Annotated in this window: 15 protein-coding genes; all 15 read right to left on the bottom strand. The window is 73.5% G+C overall.

All coding sequences use genetic code 11. The features are described from left to right. Positions 1-90 precede the first annotated feature (90 nt). The 15 genes from O7599_RS30880 to O7599_RS30810 all read right to left on the bottom strand — a co-directional run bounded on the left by O7599_RS30880 (position 91) and on the right by O7599_RS30810 (position 17,600). On the bottom strand, positions 91-1,320 hold the full coding sequence (locus tag O7599_RS30880; RefSeq protein ID WP_281618894.1) for a DivIVA domain-containing protein: 1,230 nt from the start codon (positions 1,318-1,320) through the stop codon (positions 91-93). Positions 1,321-1,384: 64 nt separating this feature from the next. After that, positions 1,385-1,672: a YggT family protein gene (locus O7599_RS30875; protein WP_281618893.1), complete on the bottom strand. Its 288-nt coding sequence runs from the start codon at positions 1,670-1,672 to the stop codon at positions 1,385-1,387. Positions 1,673-1,735: 63 nt separating this feature from the next. Next, positions 1,736-2,371: a cell division protein SepF gene (gene sepF, locus O7599_RS30870; RefSeq protein ID WP_281618892.1), complete on the bottom strand. Its 636-nt coding sequence runs from the start codon at positions 2,369-2,371 to the stop codon at positions 1,736-1,738. A gap of 121 nt (positions 2,372-2,492) precedes the next feature. After that, positions 2,493-3,314, bottom strand: a complete 822-nt coding sequence (locus O7599_RS30865; RefSeq protein ID WP_281623586.1) for a YggS family pyridoxal phosphate-dependent enzyme — start codon at positions 3,312-3,314, stop codon at positions 2,493-2,495. Beyond that, positions 3,314-4,051: a peptidoglycan editing factor PgeF gene (gene pgeF / locus O7599_RS30860; RefSeq protein ID WP_281618891.1), complete on the bottom strand. Its 738-nt coding sequence runs from the start codon at positions 4,049-4,051 to the stop codon at positions 3,314-3,316. Before pgeF ends, O7599_RS30865 begins: the two co-directional genes overlap by 1 nt. A gap of 30 nt (positions 4,052-4,081) precedes the next feature. Next, the gene (gene ftsZ, locus O7599_RS30855; protein ID WP_281618890.1) at positions 4,082-5,296 is read right to left on the bottom strand and encodes a cell division protein FtsZ; all 1,215 of its coding nucleotides are present in this window, start codon (positions 5,294-5,296) and stop codon (positions 4,082-4,084) included. Between the two features lie 241 nt (positions 5,297-5,537). Next, a complete protein-coding gene (locus tag O7599_RS30850) occupies positions 5,538-6,362 on the bottom strand; it encodes an FtsQ-type POTRA domain-containing protein (protein ID WP_281618889.1) in 825 nt (274 codons plus the stop codon). 37 nt (positions 6,363-6,399) lie between these two features. Next, entirely contained in the window at positions 6,400-7,494 is a 1,095-nt protein-coding gene (murG, locus tag O7599_RS30845; RefSeq protein WP_281618888.1) for an undecaprenyldiphospho-muramoylpentapeptide beta-N-acetylglucosaminyltransferase, read from the bottom strand. 43 nt (positions 7,495-7,537) lie between these two features. After that, positions 7,538-8,953: a putative lipid II flippase FtsW gene (gene ftsW / locus O7599_RS30840; RefSeq protein ID WP_281618887.1), complete on the bottom strand. Its 1,416-nt coding sequence runs from the start codon at positions 8,951-8,953 to the stop codon at positions 7,538-7,540. Between the two features lie 174 nt (positions 8,954-9,127). Further along, complete coding sequence (murD, locus tag O7599_RS30835; protein WP_281618886.1) at positions 9,128-10,564, bottom strand: UDP-N-acetylmuramoyl-L-alanine--D-glutamate ligase; 1,437 nt, start codon at positions 10,562-10,564, stop codon at positions 9,128-9,130. Positions 10,565-10,592: 28 nt separating this feature from the next. Continuing rightward, positions 10,593-11,660 carry a phospho-N-acetylmuramoyl-pentapeptide-transferase gene (mraY, locus tag O7599_RS30830; protein WP_281618885.1) on the bottom strand — a complete coding sequence of 356 codons (1,068 nt, stop codon included), beginning with the start codon at positions 11,658-11,660 and terminating at the stop codon, positions 10,593-10,595. After that, positions 11,657-13,084 carry a UDP-N-acetylmuramoyl-tripeptide--D-alanyl-D-alanine ligase gene (gene murF / locus O7599_RS30825; protein ID WP_281618884.1) on the bottom strand — a complete coding sequence of 476 codons (1,428 nt, stop codon included), beginning with the start codon at positions 13,082-13,084 and terminating at the stop codon, positions 11,657-11,659. The genes mraY and murF overlap by 4 nt, the downstream gene beginning before the upstream one ends. Further along, on the bottom strand, positions 13,081-14,823 hold the full coding sequence (locus O7599_RS30820) for a UDP-N-acetylmuramoyl-L-alanyl-D-glutamate--2,6-diaminopimelate ligase (RefSeq protein WP_348652576.1): 1,743 nt from the start codon (positions 14,821-14,823) through the stop codon (positions 13,081-13,083). The genes murF and O7599_RS30820 overlap by 4 nt, the downstream gene beginning before the upstream one ends. 114 nt (positions 14,824-14,937) lie before the next feature. Further along, complete coding sequence (locus O7599_RS30815) at positions 14,938-16,950, bottom strand: penicillin-binding protein 2 (protein ID WP_281618882.1); 2,013 nt, start codon at positions 16,948-16,950, stop codon at positions 14,938-14,940. Then, entirely contained in the window at positions 16,947-17,600 is a 654-nt protein-coding gene (locus tag O7599_RS30810; RefSeq protein ID WP_281618881.1) for a septum formation initiator, read from the bottom strand. Before O7599_RS30810 ends, O7599_RS30815 begins: the two co-directional genes overlap by 4 nt. Positions 17,601-17,615 lie beyond the last annotated feature (15 nt).

Here is a 17,615-nt window from a genome sequence, read left to right as displayed (position 1 = left end):
GTAGCGGGGGCACGCACAGGGCCGGGTCCCGCGGCGAGCGTTCCGCGGGACCCGGCCCAGTGCGATATGCCGACGGCCGTCAGGCCGTGCTCAGTTGTCGTCCTCGTCGATGAGGAAGCCGCGCATCGGCGACGGCGGCTGCTGCATCGGACCGCCCTGGGGGCGCACCGGCGCCATGGGCTGCGTCATGGCCGGGGACATCTGCTGCTGGCTGCCGTACGACGGGCCACCGGCCGGCGGCTGCCGGGTCGGCATGCCCTGCTGGCCTCCCATCGTGCCGCCGCCCATGCTCGGGGGGCCGCTCATGGCGCCGGCACCGGCCGGGGCCATGGAGGGCGCCGGCGCGGGCGCCGCCGCGGGCAGCGAGGCCGCCGCGGGCGTACGGGGCGGGGCGAGCGAGTCGTCCGCCTGGTTCTCCAACTGGCGGAGCTGGGACTCCAGGTACGACTTCAGCCGCGTGCGGTACTCGCGCTCGAAGCCGCGCAGGTCCTCGACCTTGCGCTCCAGCGTGGCGCGCGCGGACTCCAGGGAGCCCATCGCCACGCGGTGCTTCTCCTGCGCGTCCCGCTCCAGGGCGTCGGCCTTGGCACGCGCGTCGCGCTCCAGACCCTCGGCGCGGCTGCGGGCCTCACCGACGATCTTGTTGGCCTCGGCGCGGGCCTCGGCGATCGCCTGGTCGGCGGTCTGCTGGGCCAGCGACAGCACCCGGGCGGCGCTGTCGCCGCCGACGGGACCGCCCTGCTGCGGGCCGGGGCCGCCGTGCTGCTGCGGGGGGCCGCCGACGTGCTGCTGCGGCGGGCCGCCCAGGTGCTGCTGCGGGGGACCGCCGTGCGGGCCGGGGCCGTGCGGGCCGTGACCGGGGCCGCCGGGGCCGGGACCCATCGGGCCGGGGCCGTGCGGGCCGTGACCGGGACCACCGGGGCCGCCGGGACCACCCGGACCGCCGGGGCCCATGCCGCCGGGACCTGCGGGCAGCTGGGGTGCGCCGGAAGGCAACTGAGGCGGACCGCCCTGCGGCGGGCCCATCTGCTGCGGCGGCACCGGCTGCGGGCCCGATATGGCGGCGGGCACCGGACCACCGTGTCCGGGGGGACCGGGGCGGTCCTGCGGGTCGGGGCCCTTGCGCATCCCCTGGTTCTGCGCGGCAGCCCGGGTCGCCGCGGCCAGCTTGGCCCGCAGGTCCTCGTTCTCGCGGAGCAGCCGGGTCAGTTCGGCCTCGACCTCGTCGAGGAACGCGTCGACTTCGTCCTCGTCGTAGCCCTCTCGGAGTCGGACGGTCGTGAACTGCTTGTTCCGCACGTCCTCGGGGGTCAGCGGCATTTCTTCACCTCAACGTAGTCATCGGCGACATCGGCATATCGACACTCTCCGCCCTGCTTCATCGTCACCTCGCTCCGCCCACCACGGTGAGCAGGATGTAGACGATGATCATCAGGACGAAGAAGGACAGGTCCAGCGCCACGCCCCCTAGACGCAGTGGCGGAATGAACCGCCGCAGGAGCTTGAGTGGTGGATCCGTGACCGTGTAGGCGCCCTCAAGCAACACCACCATGGGCTTGCCCGGCTCCCAGGAGCGGGCGAACATGAACACGTAGTCCATGATCAACCGGAAGATCAGCACGATCAGGAAAACGAACAGCGCGATGTAGATCACTTGAAGCGCGACGTCCATCTCGCTGTGGTCCTCTCCCCTTCGCGTTCCGGCCCCTTGGCCGCTCGCACAGTGTTGCTTGGCTCAGCTTTGGTTGAAGAACCCGCCCTCTGCGATGCGGGCCTTGTCCTCCGCTGTTACATCGACGTTAGCAGGCGACAACAGGAACACCTTCTGGGTCACGCGCTCGATGCTGCCGTGCAGGCCGAAGACGAGTCCAGCCGCAAAGTCGACAAGTCGCTTCGCGTCCGTGTCGTCCATCTCGGTCAAGTTCATGATCACAGGCGTACCCTCGCGGAAGTGTTCCCCGATGGTACGTGCCTCGTTGTACGTACGCGGGTGGAGCGTCGTGATCCGGTAAGGCTCCCGCTCGGACACGACTTTGGGCATGATCACCGGGGCGCTCTTCTCCAGGCTGGGACGGTCAGGTGTGATGGAAGACACGGGAGCGATTCGCCCCGAACGCCCCGATTCGGGCAGGAGTCCGGGTGAACGCCCCGCGGGCTCCCGGTCCATGGGCCGATCCCGCTGCGCCGGCGGCTGAGCGATCGCCCGGGGCGGCTCCTCCTGCTGGGGCGGCTGCGGAACCTGGTTGCGGTGGCGTCGCTCGGGCTCGGGCTCCGGCTCGAACTCGTCGTCGGGGTCGTACCCCGGGCCGTCGTACCCATCGTCCTCCACGAGGCCGAGGTAGACCGCCATCTTGCGCATTGCGCCGGCCATGCTCTACGCCCTCCGCTCTGCGGTGGATCGACCCTCGCAGGTGACGTGATCCACACTGCCCTGCCTGAATTGACCGGGAATGAAGCTTATTTTCTACTGTCGTCCGACTCGCTTGGCGACGTTACCGGAGCTGAGGCCGGACTCCGAGTACCGCGGTGCCGACGCGTACGTGTGTCGCTCCTGCGGAAATTGCCTCCTCCAGGTCACCGCTCATCCCTGCCGAGACCATGGTTGCAGCCGGATGCGCCACGCGCAGGCGGGATGAGATTTCCATCAGCCGCTCGAACGCCGCCCGTTGCCGCCCCGCGTAGGCCCCGGCCAGCGGCGCGACCGTCATCACCCCGCTCAGCCGCAGCCCTTGGGCCGCCGCCACCGCGTCCGCCAGCGCCGGGACGTCAGCGGGCGCGACGCCGCCGCGGTCCGCCGTCGCACCGCTGCCGGAATCCTCGCCGGACACCGCTTCCTTGTCGAGGTCCCTGTCGAGGTCCCTGTCGAGCGCCACCTGCAGCAGACACCCCAGCTCGCAGCCCTCGCGCTCCGCCGCGGCGGCGAGCGCGGTGACCAGCCGCGGGCGGTCGACCGAGTGCACGTAGTCCGCGTAGCGCGCCACGGAGCGCGCCTTGTTGGTCTGCAACTGACCGACGAAGTGCCACGTGAGCAGCGCATCAGCGCCCCGCTCCGCACACCGGGCGGCCTTGCCGGCCGCCTCCTGGTCGCGGTTCTCGGCCACGTGCCGTACGCCCAGGTCCGCCAGCAGCAGCACGTCGCTCGCGGGATAGGTCTTGGTCACGACCACGAGCGTGACCTCCTCGCGCTTGCGGCCCGCCGCGGCGCACGCGCCGGCGATACGTTCCTCCACGCGGGCCAGGTTCGCCGCCAACTCGCCCCGGCGCTCCCCGTCCTCCGCCTCCGGCACCCCGCCGTCCCCCGCGAACTCGGCCATCATTCCCCGTCCAGCCAGACGTATCCCGCGTGCCGGCCCGTGGCACCCTCGCGCCGGTACGAGAAGTGGTCCCCGGACTCCAGCGTGCACACCTCCGACACTGTGATCATTCCCACACCCAGCGCTTCCAACTGCGCGACCACACCCGCACGGATGTCCAGTGCCGGCGTCCCCCAACTCGTCGTCGCCCGCGCCGCCGGCACCTGCCCCGCGGCCTCCTCGCGCAGCGCCGCGGGGACCTCGTAGCAGCGGCCGCAGACGGCCGGGCCGAGGTGGGCGACGATCCGCGCCGGGTCGGCGCCCAGCCCGGCCATCGCCTCGACCGCGGCCCCGGCCACCCCGGCGACCATCCCGGGCCGCCCGGCGTGCGCGGCGCCCGCCACCCCGGCGGCGGGGTCGGCGAGGAGCAGCGGCACGCAGTCGGCGCCGCGGGCGGCGAGCGGCACGCCGCGGGCGCGGGTGACGACGGCGTCCACGGCGGGCGGGGGCGCGTCGCCCCAGGGCCCGTCCACGACCGCCACGTCGCGCCCGTGCACCTGGTGCATCCACACGACCCGCGCGGGCTCCACGCCGAGCGAGCGGGCGGCGCGCTCGCGGTTGACCGCCACCGCCTCTGCCTTGTCCGCGCCCGCGGCGCCGCCGAGGTTCAGCTCCGCGTACGGAGCGGCGCTCACGCCGCCCCACCGGTCGGTGAAGGCGAAGTGAGCGCCGCCTGTCGTATATGTCTGCCCTATCACGGGTCGTACGCTACGCGATCAGCCGGTCGGCTACTTGAGGAAGTCCGGCACGTCCAGCTCCTCGGCCTCGCTGTCCTGGTACGGCCGGGCCGCCGGCACCTGCGGCGTGGCGGGCGACGGCACGGGCGCCGGGGTGCCGTCGTCCGCGCCGTCGCCGGAGAGGGAGCCGAGGCCGCTGAACGCGGGCCGCTCCGGCTCCGCGGACCGGGAGAGCGCGGTGTCCACGGCCGGCTCGGCCGGGGACTCGTCGCGCCCGCTGTACGAGCCGAGGACCTTGTCCCGGTTCTTCGAGGGCAGTTGGCCGCCGTCGAAGCCGGCGGCGATGACCGTGACGCGCACCTCGTCGCCGAGGGCGTCGTCGATCACCGCGCCGAAGATGATGTTCGCCTCCGGGTGGGCCGCCTCGCTGACGAGCTGGGCGGCCTCGTTGATCTCGAAGAGGCCGAGGTCCGAGCCGCCGGAGATGGACAGCAGCACGCCGCGGGCGCCGTCGATGGACGCCTCCAGCAGCGGCGAGGAGATCGCCATCTCGGCCGCGGCCACCGCGCGGTCGTCCCCGCGCGCCGAGCCGATGCCCATGAGCGCGGAACCCGCCTCCGACATCACGGACTTGACGTCAGCGAAGTCCAGGTTGATCAGGCCCGGGGTGGTGATCAGGTCGGTGATGCCCTGGACACCGGAGAGCAGCACCTGGTCCGCGGAGCGGAAGGCGTCGAGCACGCTCACCTGGCGGTCGGAGATCGAGAGCAGCCGGTCGTTCGGGATCACGATGAGGGTGTCGACCTCGTCGCGCAGCGCGGCGATGCCGTCCTCGGCCTGGTTCGCGCGGCGCCGCCCCTCGAAGGTGAACGGGCGGGTCACGACGCCGATGGTGAGCGCGCCCAGCGAGCGGGCGATGTTCGCCACCACGGGCGCGCCGCCGGTGCCGGTGCCGCCGCCCTCGCCGGCCGTGACGAAGACCATGTCGGCGCCCTTCAGCACCTCCTCGATCTCCTCCCGGTGGTCCTCGGCGGCTTTGCGGCCGACATCCGGGTTGGCGCCCGCGCCGAGTCCGCGGGTCAGCTCGCGACCGACGTCGAGCTTGACGTCCGCGTCGCTCATCAGCAGTGCCTGCGCGTCGGTGTTGATCGCGATGAACTCGACGCCCTTGAGACCGACCTCGATCATCCTGTTGATGGCGTTGACGCCACCGCCGCCGATACCGACGACCTTGATGACCGCGAGGTAGTTCTGTGGTGCTGCCACGTCGAAGGCCTCTCGCCTCGAGTTACGTCTGCCGTTTGTGGGGGTCCCCGAACGCCGGTCGAACCCTAAGCGTGAAGTTTAGGGTTCCCGCAGCATCCCGTACCTGGACTCTTGGAACGAGACACTAAGTCGACAAGGCTTCCGCGTTCAATGAACACGCCGAACCTCCCGTTTTTCTTTTCACCCTATGTGATCAGGCGTTGCGGCCCCGCACGGGGGGTCTGAACTGCGCATATGTGCGTCAACTCGACGACACCGCGGGGGCGCTGGGAACGCTCACGTCGAAGTACCGCGCATCGCGCTCCGCTTTCATCACCGCCGCGAGGGCCTTCGACTTCGCCGCGCCGCGCTCCGCGCTGCCCCACAGGACCGTACGCCCGCCGGTCAGCTCCAGGGTGACGGAGTCATATGAACGCACAAGGACGGTACGGGTGTCGCGGCGCACGCTCTCGGAGAGCGCGCCCGCGACCCGTACCGCGCTCTCCCGCAGCCGCTGCCGGCCGAAGCGGTCCAGGCTCGGTGACTCCGCCACCTGCATCTCCACTATCGGCACGTTCCGGGGCGGCGTGCGGACCGTGGCGAACCGCACGCCGCCGTCGTCCACTTCCACGAACGACTCCCCCTCGCGCAACAGCACCGCGGGCTGCCGCTCGGTGACCCGCACCTCGATCCGGTGCGGCCAGGTGCGGTCCACGTCGACGGTGTCGATACGCGGCAACTCCGCCGCCAGCCGCGCCTCGACGGCGTCCGGGTCGACGGTGGCCATCGGCACGTCCTCGGAGATCCGGGCGGCGTCCAGCACCTCCTCGGCGCCGAGCACGTCCGTGCCGGAGACCGTCACCTGCTCCACCCGCAGCCAGTGCGAGCCGTACAGGGCCCAGCCGGAGAACCCGCCGAGCACGACCACCGTGAGCAGCACGGAGATCAGCACCCGGCGGCCCGGCAGCCGCAGCCGCCGGCCCCGGTCCCCGCCCGGCCGCCGGCCGCCGGGCGGGCTGCCCGGTCCGGCGCCGCCGCCGCGCTCCTCGCGGCCGGCCGCCGCCTTCTCGCGGACCGCTCCGGCCATCCCGTACCCCCTGCCTGGTGTGGTGAGACCGACCGCCCTATGATCCCCGCCGGCCCTCCACGGCCTGGTACACCATGCCGACGAGGAGTTCGTCGGCATCCCTCCGGCCGAACTCCGCGGCGGCCCAGGACATCTCGTGCAGCCGCTGGCGGTTGGTGAGGACGGGCAGCACCTCCCGGCGCACCCAATCCGCCGTCAGCTCCGCGTCGTCGACGAGCAGCCCGCCGCCCGCCTTGACGACCGGCTGGGCGTTGAGCCGCTGCTCGCCGTTGCCGATGGGCAGCGGGACGTACGCGGCCGGGAGCCCGACCGCGGACAGTTCCGCGACCGTCATCGCGCCGGCGCGGCAGAGCATCATGTCGGCGGCGGCGTAGGCGAGATCCATGCGGTCCACGTACGGCACCGGAACGTACGCCGGCATGCCGGGCATATTGTCGACCTGCGGCAGTTCGTTCTTCGGCCCGACGACGTGCAGGATCTGCACGCCGGAGCGCTGCAGGTGCGGCGCCACCGACTCGACGACCTCGTTCAGCCGCCGGGCGCCCTGCGAGCCACCGGAGACCAGCAGCGTCGGCAGGTTGGGGTTGAGCCCGAACGCGGCGCACGCCTCGGGGTGTGCCGCGCCGCGGTCCAGGGTGGCGATGGAGCGGCGCAGCGGGATGCCGATGTAGTTCGCGTGCCGCAGCTTGCTGTCGGGCGTGGAGACGGCGACGAACTTCGTGTAGCGCGAGCCGATCTTGTTGGCAAGCCCGGGGCGGGCGTTGGCCTCGTGCACCACGATCGGCACGCCGCGGCGCTTGGCCGCGAGGTATCCGGGCAGGGCGACGTAGCCGCCGAAGCCGACCACGCAGTCGGCCTTCGTACGCTCCAGCACCTCCTCGGCGGCCTTGATGGTCCCGCGCAGCCGTCCGGGGACGGTGATCAGCTCGGGCGTGGGCTTGCGCGGCAGGGGGACCGCGGGGATCAGCGCCAGTTCGTAGCCGCGCTCCGGGACCAGCCTGGTCTCCAGGCCGCGCTCGGTACCGAGCGCCGTGATGCCCACCGTCGGGTCCTGCCTGCGCAGGGCGTCGGCGAGGGCGAGCGCGGGCTCGATGTGGCCGGCGGTCCCCCCACCGGCGAGTACGACATGCACCGAATTTCACCGCTCTCCGCGACGGCCGCCCGCCGGCGGTCCGTCACCTTGTTTTCCTGGCTGTCGTGGCTCTGTTGGCCGTGTTGGCCGTGCTCTCCGGCCTGTTTCCGGCGAGCACTCTTCTAGCAGACTGCAGCACCCCCGCGGGCCGCATGGCCAGCGCCGCCCGCGCCGCCGGTTCCTCGCGCGCGAACGCGATCAGCAACCCCACGGCGAACATCGCCGGCAGCAGGGCGGACCCTCCGTAGGAGAACAGCGGGAGCGGGACGCCGGCGATGGGCAGCAACCCCAGGACCGCGCCGATGTTGATCACGACCTGCGCCATGATCCAGGCGGTCACGCCCCCCGCGGCATACCTTACGAAGGCGTCCTCCGTACGTCCGGCCACGCGGATACCCGCATAGCCTAGAGCCGCGAAGAGTGCCAGCACCGACAGCGTCCCCGCCAGGCCGAGTTCCTCCCCGGTCACGGCGAAGATGAAGTCGGTGTGCGGTTCCGGGAGTTCGCCCCATTTTTCCATACTCGCACCGAGCCCCGAGCCGAACCAGCCGCCGGAGGCGAGGGCGTAGATGCCGTGCAGGCCCTGCCAGCAGACGTCCCCGGGGCCCGGTTCCGTGGCGCCGATGCAGCGCAGCCGGTCCATGCGGTGCGGGCTGGAGGTGAACAGCACGACGGTCAGCGTCGCGGCGACCGCGATGACGGTGGCGAACAGCCGGGTCGGGGCGCCGGCCACCCACAGCAGGCCCAGCAGGATCGCGCCGAGGATCATCGCGGTGCCCATGTCGCCGCCGAGCATGATGAGGCCGAGCAGCAGCAGCGCGGCGGGCACCAGCGGCACCAGCATGTGCTTCCACTGGGTGAGCAGCTTCTTGTCCTGTTTACGCGCCAGCAGGTCGGCACCCCACATCACCAGCGCCAGCTTGCCGAACTCGCTGGGCTGCAACTGGAACGGGCCGCCGAAGTTCAGCCAGTTGGTGTTGCCGTTGACCGAATGCCCTATCCCGGGCACCTGCACCAGGGCCATCAGGAACAGCGAGACCGCCAGTATCGGGTACGCGAGCGCGCGGTGCAGCCGGATCGGCATCCGGGAGGCGGCGAGCAGCAGGACGGTGCCGAGGGCGGCGGCGACGAGTTGCTTGCGGAAGTAGTACGTGGACGCCAGGCCGCTGTTGAGCGCCTCGATCTGGGAGGCGGAGAAGACCATCACGAGGCCCAGCACGGTGATCAGCAGACTGCCGCCGAGCAGCAGGTAGTACGCGGTCAGCGGCCGGTCCCAAGCCCGGCGTACGCGGCGCGCGAGCCGGCGCACTCCGTCCGGGCCCGCGCCCGGGCGGCGGGCCGGACGTTCCGCGGTGCCGGTACGGGACCGGGCGCGGGCCGACCGCGGCGGGGGCTTCGACGCCGTACCGCGCGCGGCGGCCGGTCGCCGCGCGCGCCGCTCCTGGTCCGCTCTGCTCATCCGCCGTCTCCTCGGTGGCACCGCACTCCGCCCATGGGCAACGAGGTTGCCACGCCGGCGCCCCGCCCGGGGGCACGACGCGACGGTGCGCCGGTCACATCGGGGCGCCGGGCGCCCCCGGCCCGTCGTCGGCCACCCGCCCGCGGGCGGCAGGACCGAGTCCGGGGGCAGGCCCTAAGCCCGGCCGGAGGCCAGGTCGTTCACCGCGGCGGCGAAGGCGTCGCCGCGCACGTTGTAGTTCGTGAACATGTCCATCGACGCGCAGGCCGGCGCCAGCAGCACGGTGTCGCCCTCCCGGGCCAGCCGCGCCGCCGCGGCGACGGCCGCGGCCATCGCCCCGGAGTCGGTCCTGTCGAGGTCCACCACCGGCACCTCCGGCGCGTGCTTCGCCAGCGCACCGGCGATCAGCGCCCGGTCCCGGCCGAGCAGTACCGCGCCGCGCAGCCGCTTCGCCGCGCCCGCGACGAGGTCGTCGAAGGTGGCGCCCTTGGCCAGCCCGCCGGCGATCCACACGATGCCGTCGTACGCGGCCAGGGAGGCTTCGGCGGCGTGGGTGTTGGTGGCCTTGGAGTCGTCCACGTAGGTCACGCCGCCGACATCGGCGACGTGTGCGATGCGGTGCGGCTCGGGCCGGAAGGCGCGCAGCCCCTCGCGTACGGCCGCGGGTTCGACGCCGTACGCCCGCGCGAGGGCCGCGGCGGCAAGCGCGTTGGCGACGTTGTGCGGGGCGGGCGGCCGGACGTCGGTGACGGCGGCCAGTTCCTGCGCCGCGCGCTGCGGGTCCGGCACGAACGCCCGGTCCACCAGCAGCCCGTCGACGACGCCTAGCTGCCCGGGGGCGGGGGCGCCGAGGGTGAACCCGACCGCGCGGCAGCCCTCCTCGACGTCGGCCGCGCGCACCAGTTCCTCGGTGACCGGGTCGGCGGCGTTGTAGACGCACGCCACCCGGTTGCCCGCGTACACACGGCCCTTGTCGGCCGCGTACGCCTCCATGGAGCCGTGCCAGTCGAGGTGGTCGGGCGCGAGGTTGAGGACGGCGGCGGAGTGGGCGCGCACCGACGGCGCCCAGTGAAGCTGGTAGCTGGACAGCTCGACGGCGAGCACGTCGAGGTCCGCGTACGGGCCGTGGCCGGTGACGACGTCGACCAGCGGGACGCCGATGTTGCCGACGGCGGCGGTGCGCAGCCCGGCGGCCTCGAGCATGGCGGCGAGCATTTTCACCGCGGTGGTCTTGCCGTTGGTGCCGGTGATCGCCAGCCAGTCGGCGGGCGGCCGGCCCGCCGGCGACGGGCCGCGCAGCCGCCAGGCCAGCTCCACGTCGCCCCAGACGGGCACGCCGGCCGCCGCCGCGGCGGCGAACAGCGGGGCGGAGGGCTTCCAGCCGGGCGTGGTGACCACCAGGTCGGTGCCCTCGGGCAGGGTGTCGCCGTCACCGAGGCGTACGGTCACGCCCAGCGGTGTCAGCTCCGCGGCCTGCGCCCGGGCCCGCTCGTGGTCGGCGCCGTCGACGACGGTCACCCGCGCGCCGAGCCGGTGCAGCGCGCGGGCGGCGGGGCCGCCGCTGACCCCGAGCCCCGCGACGGTCACGGCCCTGCCGTCGAACTCGCTCACGCCGGCTCCCCGTACGCCCGCGGGCCGCTCACCGGGCCGCCCAGCCCGCGTAGAAGATGCCCAGGCCGACGATCACACACATGCCCTGGATGATCCAGAATCTGACCACCACGAGCACTTCGCTCCAGCCTTTGAGCTCGAAATGGTGTTGGAGTGGCGCCATTCTGAAGACCCGTTTACCGGTCATCCGGAACGACCCGACCTGGATCACCACGGAGAGGGTGATGAGGACGAACAGGCCGCCGAGGATGGCGAGGAGCAGCTCGGTGCGGGAGGCGATGGCCAGGCCCGCGAGCGCGCCGCCGAGAGCCAGCGAGCCGGTGTCGCCCATGAAGATCTTCGCGGGCGAGGTGTTCCACCACAGGAAGCCGAAGCAGGCGCCCATCAGCGCGGAGGCGACGACCGCGAGGTCGAGCGGGTCGCGTACGTCGTAGCAGGCGCCGGGGTTGGTCAGGACGTCCGCGTTGATGCAGGACTCCTGGTACTGCCAGACGCCGATGAAGACGTACGCGCCGAAGACCATCACCGAGGCGCCGGTGGCCAGGCCGTCGAGCCCGTCGGTGAGGTTCACGCCGTTCGACATCGCCAGGATCATGAACAGCGCCCAGAGGACGAAGAGCACCGGGCCGATCGACCAGCCGAAGTCCTGGGTGAAGGAGAGCTTCGTGGACGCGGGGGTCAGCTCGCGGGCGTCCTCGAAGTTCAGCGAGAGCACCGCGAAGGCGATGCCCACGGTGAACTGGCCGAGCATCTTCGCCTTGGCCCGCAGGCCCAGGCTCCGCTGCTTGACGATCTTGATGTAGTCGTCGAGGAAGCCGACCAGGCCCAGGCCGGCCATGAGGAAGAGCACCAGCAGCCCGGAGTACGTGGGCGAGCTGCTGGTGGCGATCTTGGTGATCGCGTACGCGATGAGCGTGGCCAGGATGAACGCGACGCCGCCCATCGTCGGCGTGCCCCGCTTGCTGTGGTGCGCCTGGGGGCCGTCGTCGCGGATGAACTGCCCGTAGCCCCGGCGGGCCAGGAGCTTGATCAGCAGCGGGGTGCCGAGGAGGGAGAAGAACAGCCCGAGTGCCCCGGAGAAGAGGATCTGCCTCATCGGGCGGCGCCCTCCTCGAGCAGCGCTTCCGCCACGCGCCACAGTGCCTCGGATCTGGACGCCTTGACGAGCACGACATCTCCCGGCCGCAGCTCGCCGCGCATCAGGTCGACCGCCGCGTCGACGTCGGACACGTGCACCGACTCCTCACCCCACGAACCCTCGTTCTTCGCGCCCATGTCCAGCCAGGCGGCCTCCTGCCGGCCCACTGCCACGAGCTTGCTGATGCCCAGGCGGACGGCCAGCCGGCCCACGCCGTCGTGCTCGGCCATGGCGTGGTCGCCGAGCTCCGCCATCGCGCCCAGCACGGCGAACGTCCGTCCCCCCGGCGCCGTGCTGCCCCGACCCATGGCGGCGAGCGCGCGCAGCGCGGCCCGCGTGGACTCGGGGTTGGCGTTGTACGCGTCGTTGACGACCGTCACGCCGTCCGGCCGCCGCCTGACCTCCATGCGCCGGCCGGACAGCGCCTCGGCCACGGAGAGCGCCTCGGCGATCCGCGCCGGGGGCATGCCCAGCTCGTACGCGACGGCGGCGGCGGCAAGCGCGTTCGACACGTGGTGCTCACCGTACAGCCGCATGATCACACCGGCGCTGCCGGCGGGTGTGTGCAGGGTGAATTCCGGCCGCCCGTCATCGGTGAGACGGACGTCCGCGGCCCGTACGTCGGCCTCGGGCGCCTCGCCGTAGTAGACGGTGCGCGCCCGGGTACGGGACGCCATCGCGCGGACGAGGGGGTCGTCGGCGTTGAGCACCGCCACCCCGCCGTCGGCCCCCGGCGGCAGCGCCTCGACCAGCTCGCCCTTGGCCGCGGCGATCTGTTCCCGGCCGCCGAACTCGCCGATGTGCGCGGTGCCGACGTTGAGGACGAGCCCGATGCGCGGCGGCGTCACCTCGGCCAGCTCGCGGATGTGGCCGAGCCCGCGGGCGCCCATCTCCAGCAGCAGGTAGCGGGTGTCCGGGGCGGCCTGGAGGGCCGTGACGGGATGGCCGATCTCGTTGTTGAACGACCCGTGGGTGAAGACCGTCGGGCCGAGGCGCTGGAGCAGTTGGGCGAGCAGGTCCTTGGTGGACGTCTTGCCCGAGGAGCCGGTGAGCGCGATGAGCGCGGTGAGCGAGCCTTCGAGGCGGGCGACGACGTGCTTGGCCAGCGCGCTGAGCGCCGGGGGTACGGACCGGACCACCACGGTCGGCACGCCCTCGACGGGGCGGGTGCCCAGGACGCCGGTGGCGCCGGCGGCGACGGCGCGGGCGGCGAAGTCGTGCCCGTCGACGTGCTCGCCGGTGAACGCGGCGAAGAGGCTGCCCGGTTCGGCCTGCCGCGAGTCGATGACCACGGGGCGGGTGACCGGCGCCTGCGGGTCGGCCACGCCGTGCAGCTCGCCTCCGGTCAGGTCGGCCACCTCGGCGAGGCTGAGCGGAATCACCGGTCGCCTCCCGCGGGGTCGCCTCCGGCGGGGCCTGCGGAGCCGGGCGGGCCGGCGGACGGGCCACCGCGCGTCGGTGCGACTTCGGAGCCGGGTTCAGGGCCGGCGGTCCCCCAGCCCGCGGCCCCGCCGGCGAGGCGCCCGCGGATCGCCTCGCGCAGCTCGTCGCGGTCGTCGAAGGGGCGTACGACACCGGCCGTGTCCTGGCCCTGCTCGTGGCCCTTGCCGGCGACGAGCACCGTGTCGCCGGCGCCGGCGCGGGCCACCGCGATGGCGATGGCGCCCGCCCGGTCGGCCTCGACCAGCACGTCGCCGCGCTCGTAGACCGGCACCTCGGCGGCGCCCGCGAGCATCGCGGCGAGGATCGCGAGGGGGTCCTCGGAGCGGGGGTTGTCGGAGGTGAGCACCGCGGTGTCGGAGAGCCGGGCGGCGGCGGCGCCCATGGGGCCGCGCTTGTGCGGGTCGCGGTCGCCGCCGCAGCCGACGACGACGTGCAGCCGGTTGTCGGTGACCTTGCGCAGCGCGCGCAGCACGGACTCCAGCGCGTCGGGCTTGTGCGCGTAGTCGACGACGGCGAGGTAGCCCTGGCCCGCGTCGACCCGCTCCAGCCGGCCCGGCACGCCCGGCACGGCGGCCACGCCGGCGGCGGCGGTGACCGGGTCGACGCCGGCGGTGACGAGCGCGGCGATGGCGGCGAGGGTGTTGGAGACGTTGAACGTGCCGGGCAGCGGGGCCTCGGCGGGGACCGCGACGCGGCCGGGGCCGACCGCGGTGAAGGTGGAGCCGAGCACGCCGATCTCCACGTCCTCGGCGCGCCAGTCGGCGTCCGGGTGGCCCTCCGCGGAGTACGTGACGACCGGGTAACCGCCGCCGCCGTCGGGGGCCGCGGCCTCCTCGGCCAGGCGGGCCCCGTACTCGTCGTCGATGTTGACGACGCCCGCCCGCGACCTGGCCGGGGTGAAGAGCTGCGCCTTCGCCCGGAAGTAGTCCTCCATGTCGGTGTGGAAGTCCAGGTGCTCCGGGCTGAGGTTGGTGAAGACGGCGACGTCGAAGAGGACGCCGTCGACCCGGCCGAGGACCAGCGCGTGGCTGGAGACCTCCATCGCCACCGACGCCACACCGCGCTGCCGCATCACGGCGAACAGCGCCTGCAGGTCCGTCGCCTCCGGCGTGGTCCGCTCCGACTTCAGCCGCTCGTCGCCGATGCGCGTCTCGACGGTGCCGATGAGGCCGGTGAGCCCGGCGCCGGCCTTCTCGGCCGCGGCCCGCAGCCCGCCCTCGACGAGGTACGCGGTGGTGGTCTTGCCCGACGTGCCGGTGACCCCGAGCTGCAGCAGGTCCCGCCCGGGCTCGCCGTAGACCGCCGCGGCCAGCTCCCCCATCCGGCCCCGCGGATCGCCGACGACCAGCACCGGCAACCCGGTGCCCGCGGCCCGCTCCATGCCCGCCGGGTCGGTGAGCACCGCGGCGGCGCCGAGGTCGGCGGCCTGCGCGGCGAAGTCGGCGCCGTGCAGCCGGGCGCCGGGCAGCGCGGCGTAGACGTCGCCCGGGCGTACGGCCCGGGAGTCGTGCGTGATGCCGGTGACCGTGACGCCCCCGGCCTCGCCGGTGACACCGGTGCCCAGCCGGTCGGCCAGATCCGCGAGCGGTACGGGGTCGACCTCGGCGGGGCGGGGCGCCCCCGGATGGTTCGCCGGGGCGCCCGACGCTTCCTGGTGGGACTGATCGGGGTGGGGCACGGCGGGCAGCGTACCGGGCCCGCCTGCCGCCCTGCCAAGCGAGGGGGGCCGCGGTTCGCGGTTCCCCGGATCGTCCGTGATTGTGCTCACTGCGCAGGTCCGATCTTTCAGTGCTTATCCGTCGTCGGCCGCGCCGCCGCCGTCCGTGCCGTCCGTGCCCGCGCCGAACGTGACCGGCATCGGCGGCGCCTCGACCCCCGTCGGCGGCACCTGGAGCGTCTTGAGCGCGAACTCCATCACCTTCTTGTACACCGGGCCGCAGATCTGGCCGCCGAAGTAGCTGCCCTCGGTGGGGTTCTGGATCGCGCAGTACACGGTGACGCGCGGCGCGTCGGCGGGGGCGAAGCCCGCGAACGAGGCGGTGTAGCCGTTGTAGCGCCCCGTCTGCGGGTCCACCCTGTTGGAGGTGCCGGTCTTGCCGGCCGCGCGGTAGCCCGGGATACGGGCCTTCACGCCGGTGCCCTGGTCGTCGTCGACGACGGACTCCAGCATGCGCGAGAGGGTCCTGGCCGTCTTGCCGCTGATGACGCGGTCCTTGCGCGGCTCGGGCGCCGGGTCGAAGCGGCCGTCGGGGCCGCGGCTGCCGCGCACGAGGGTGGGCTCGATCCGTACGCCGCCGTTGGCGACGGTCGAGTACACGGAGGCCGCCTGCATGGCGTTGATGGACAGGCCCTGGCCGAACGGGATCGTGTACTGCTGCGCCGGGTCCCACTCGGCCGCGGGCTTCAGCAGGCCCGGGGTCTCGCCCGCGAAGCCGAGGCCGCTGGGCCGGCCGAGGCCGAAGTCGCGGAGGTAGGAGTGGAGGACCTTGTTGGCCTCCCGCTGGTTCTCCCCCAACTGCTCGACGGCGAGGATCGTGCCGATGTTGCTGGACTTGGCGAGCACGCCGTTGAGCGTGAGGTACCAGGTCGGGTGCTCGACGTCGTCGTGGAAGGCGTGGCCGCCGCGGGGCAGCACGTTCGGCACGGTGACGCGGGTCTCGGGGGTGGCGGCCTCCTCCTCCAGCACGGCGGCCATGGAGATGACCTTGTTGACGCTGCCGGGCTCGTAGGCGTCCTCCAGGGCCGGGTTGCCGAGGGTGCCCGGGGTGGCCCCTGACAGGTCGTTGGGGTCGAAGCCGGGGGCGTTGGCCATGGCCAGGATCTCGCCGGTCGCGGTGTCCTGCACGATGACGTAGCCGCGGTCGGCGTCGGAGGCGTCGACCTGCTTCTCGATGGCGCTCTGCGCCGCCCACTGGATGTCGCGGTCGAGGGTCAGCTCGATGTCGGAGCCGGGCTCCGCGGGGTTCTCCTCGGCGTCCGCGGTGGGGATGCGGCGGCCGGCGGACTGGGCGTAGACCAGCCTGCCGTCCTTGCCGGCGAGCAGCTTGTCGTGCTGCCGCTCGACGCCCCCGCCGCCCTCGCCCTCGGCGTTGACGAAGCCCAGTATCCCGGCGGCCAGGTCGCCGTTCGGATAGACGCGCTTCTTCTGCTCCTCCGCGAAGACCCCGCCGAGCACGTCCTGCCTGCCGCCCGCCGCCTCGCGTTCGGCCGACGCGGACTTCAGCTTCTTGATCTCGTCCCAGACCTGCGGCGTCTGCATCGACGCGAGCTTCACGTAGCGCGAGTCGGGCGTGGCGAGCTTGGCCTCCAGCTCGTCCGCGTCCGCCCGCAGCACGGGCGCCAGCACCTCGGCGGCCCGCCGGGGCGCGTCCTTGACGCCGGCCTGCTCGCGCGTGAAGAGGTACGGGTCGGCGGTGACGTCGTACGCGTCGACCGTGCTGGCCAGCTCGACGCCGTTGCGGTCGGTGATGACGCCCCGCTCGGCGCTGAGCGTCATCGGCACGTACCGGTTGACCTGGGCCTTCTCCGCGTACTCGCCGGCGTCCACGGCCTGGACCTGCAGCAGCCTGGCGGTGAAGACCAGCAGCAGGAGGGTCAGGCCGACGCTGACGAGGCGCAGCCGGGGGCGGGGCGAGGCGAGCCGGATGCGCGGGCCGCGGCCGGCGGCGGGGCGGCGTTGCGGCGCGGGGCGGGAGGACGCGCGGGTACGGGGCCGGGCGCCGGCGCCGCTCGCGGGGCGGGGCACGCGGCGGCGCGGGGGTCCTTCGCCGTCGCCTGGGGTGCTGCCGGAGCCGCGGGTCGTCACGGTGCCTCCTCGGCGGCGGGCGGGGGGAGCGAGGGGGACGCGGACGCCCCGGGGGCGGGGGGCGCGGGCGTCCCCGCGGTGGCGGCTTCCGCCGCCCTCGCCGCGTCCTCGGCCGCCTCCGCCCCGTGTGCCGCGCCCGCCCCTGCTGCCGCGGCTGCCTCTTCTGCTGCCTCTGCTTCTGCTGCCGCTTCTGCCTCTGCCGCTGCGGCTGCCGCCTCTGCTGCTGCCTCGTCGCGCTCAGCCTGCGGCTTCGGGTTCGCGGCGTCCGCCGGGCTCGGCGCCGGCGGCGGCGGACCGGTCGCCGTCCACGGCTCGCCCCGTACGCCGCCCTCCGGCGTCAGGAAGACCGGCGGCCCGCCCGGCACCATGCCCAGCTCCCGGGCCCGTTCCTCCAGCGCGTCCGGCGCCGCGTGCTCCTCCACCTCCTGGCGCAGCCGCTGCTCCTCGTCCGTCAGCCGCGTCGTCTCCTTCTTCAGGTTGCCCTCGCGGAACGAACCCTGGTTGACGGCCGCGTTGAGCAGCAGCAGCGCGAGCAGCCCCGCGCCCAGCAGCACCACGACGAGCAGCACGAACGGCGCGCGCGCCGCCGAGCTGCCGCCCAGCATCCGGGCGCCGCCCTCGCGCGGGAACGCGATCCTCGGCCGCCTCACGGCGCACCCGCTCCG

Origin of the sequence: Streptomyces sp. WMMC500 (genome assembly GCF_027497195.1) — a bacterium.
Lineage (GTDB): Bacteria > Actinomycetota > Actinomycetes > Streptomycetales > Streptomycetaceae > Streptomyces.
Note: the sequence above shows the minus strand (reverse complement) of the source record. Positions and strands in the feature narration are given on the sequence as shown.

Bases quoted from the DNA above. Each gene is read 5' to 3' on its own strand.
- O7599_RS30850 (WP_281618889.1), bottom strand. From the start codon at position 6,362: ATGGCCGGAGCGGTCCGCGAGAAGGCGGCGGCCGGCCGCGAGGAGCGC.
- O7599_RS30875 (WP_281618893.1), bottom strand. From the start codon at position 1,672: ATGGACGTCGCGCTTCAAGTGATCTACATCGCGCTGTTCGTTTTCCTG.
- mraY (WP_281618885.1), bottom strand. From the start codon at position 11,660: ATGAGGCAGATCCTCTTCTCCGGGGCACTCGGGCTGTTCTTCTCCCTC.
- ftsW (WP_281618887.1), bottom strand. From the start codon at position 8,953: ATGAGCAGAGCGGACCAGGAGCGGCGCGCGCGGCGACCGGCCGCCGCG.
- O7599_RS30880 (WP_281618894.1), bottom strand. From the start codon at position 1,320: ATGCCGCTGACCCCCGAGGACGTGCGGAACAAGCAGTTCACGACCGTC.
- O7599_RS30865 (WP_281623586.1), bottom strand. From the start codon at position 3,314: ATGGCCGAGTTCGCGGGGGACGGCGGGGTGCCGGAGGCGGAGGACGGG.
- sepF (WP_281618892.1), bottom strand. From the start codon at position 2,371: ATGGCCGGCGCAATGCGCAAGATGGCGGTCTACCTCGGCCTCGTGGAG.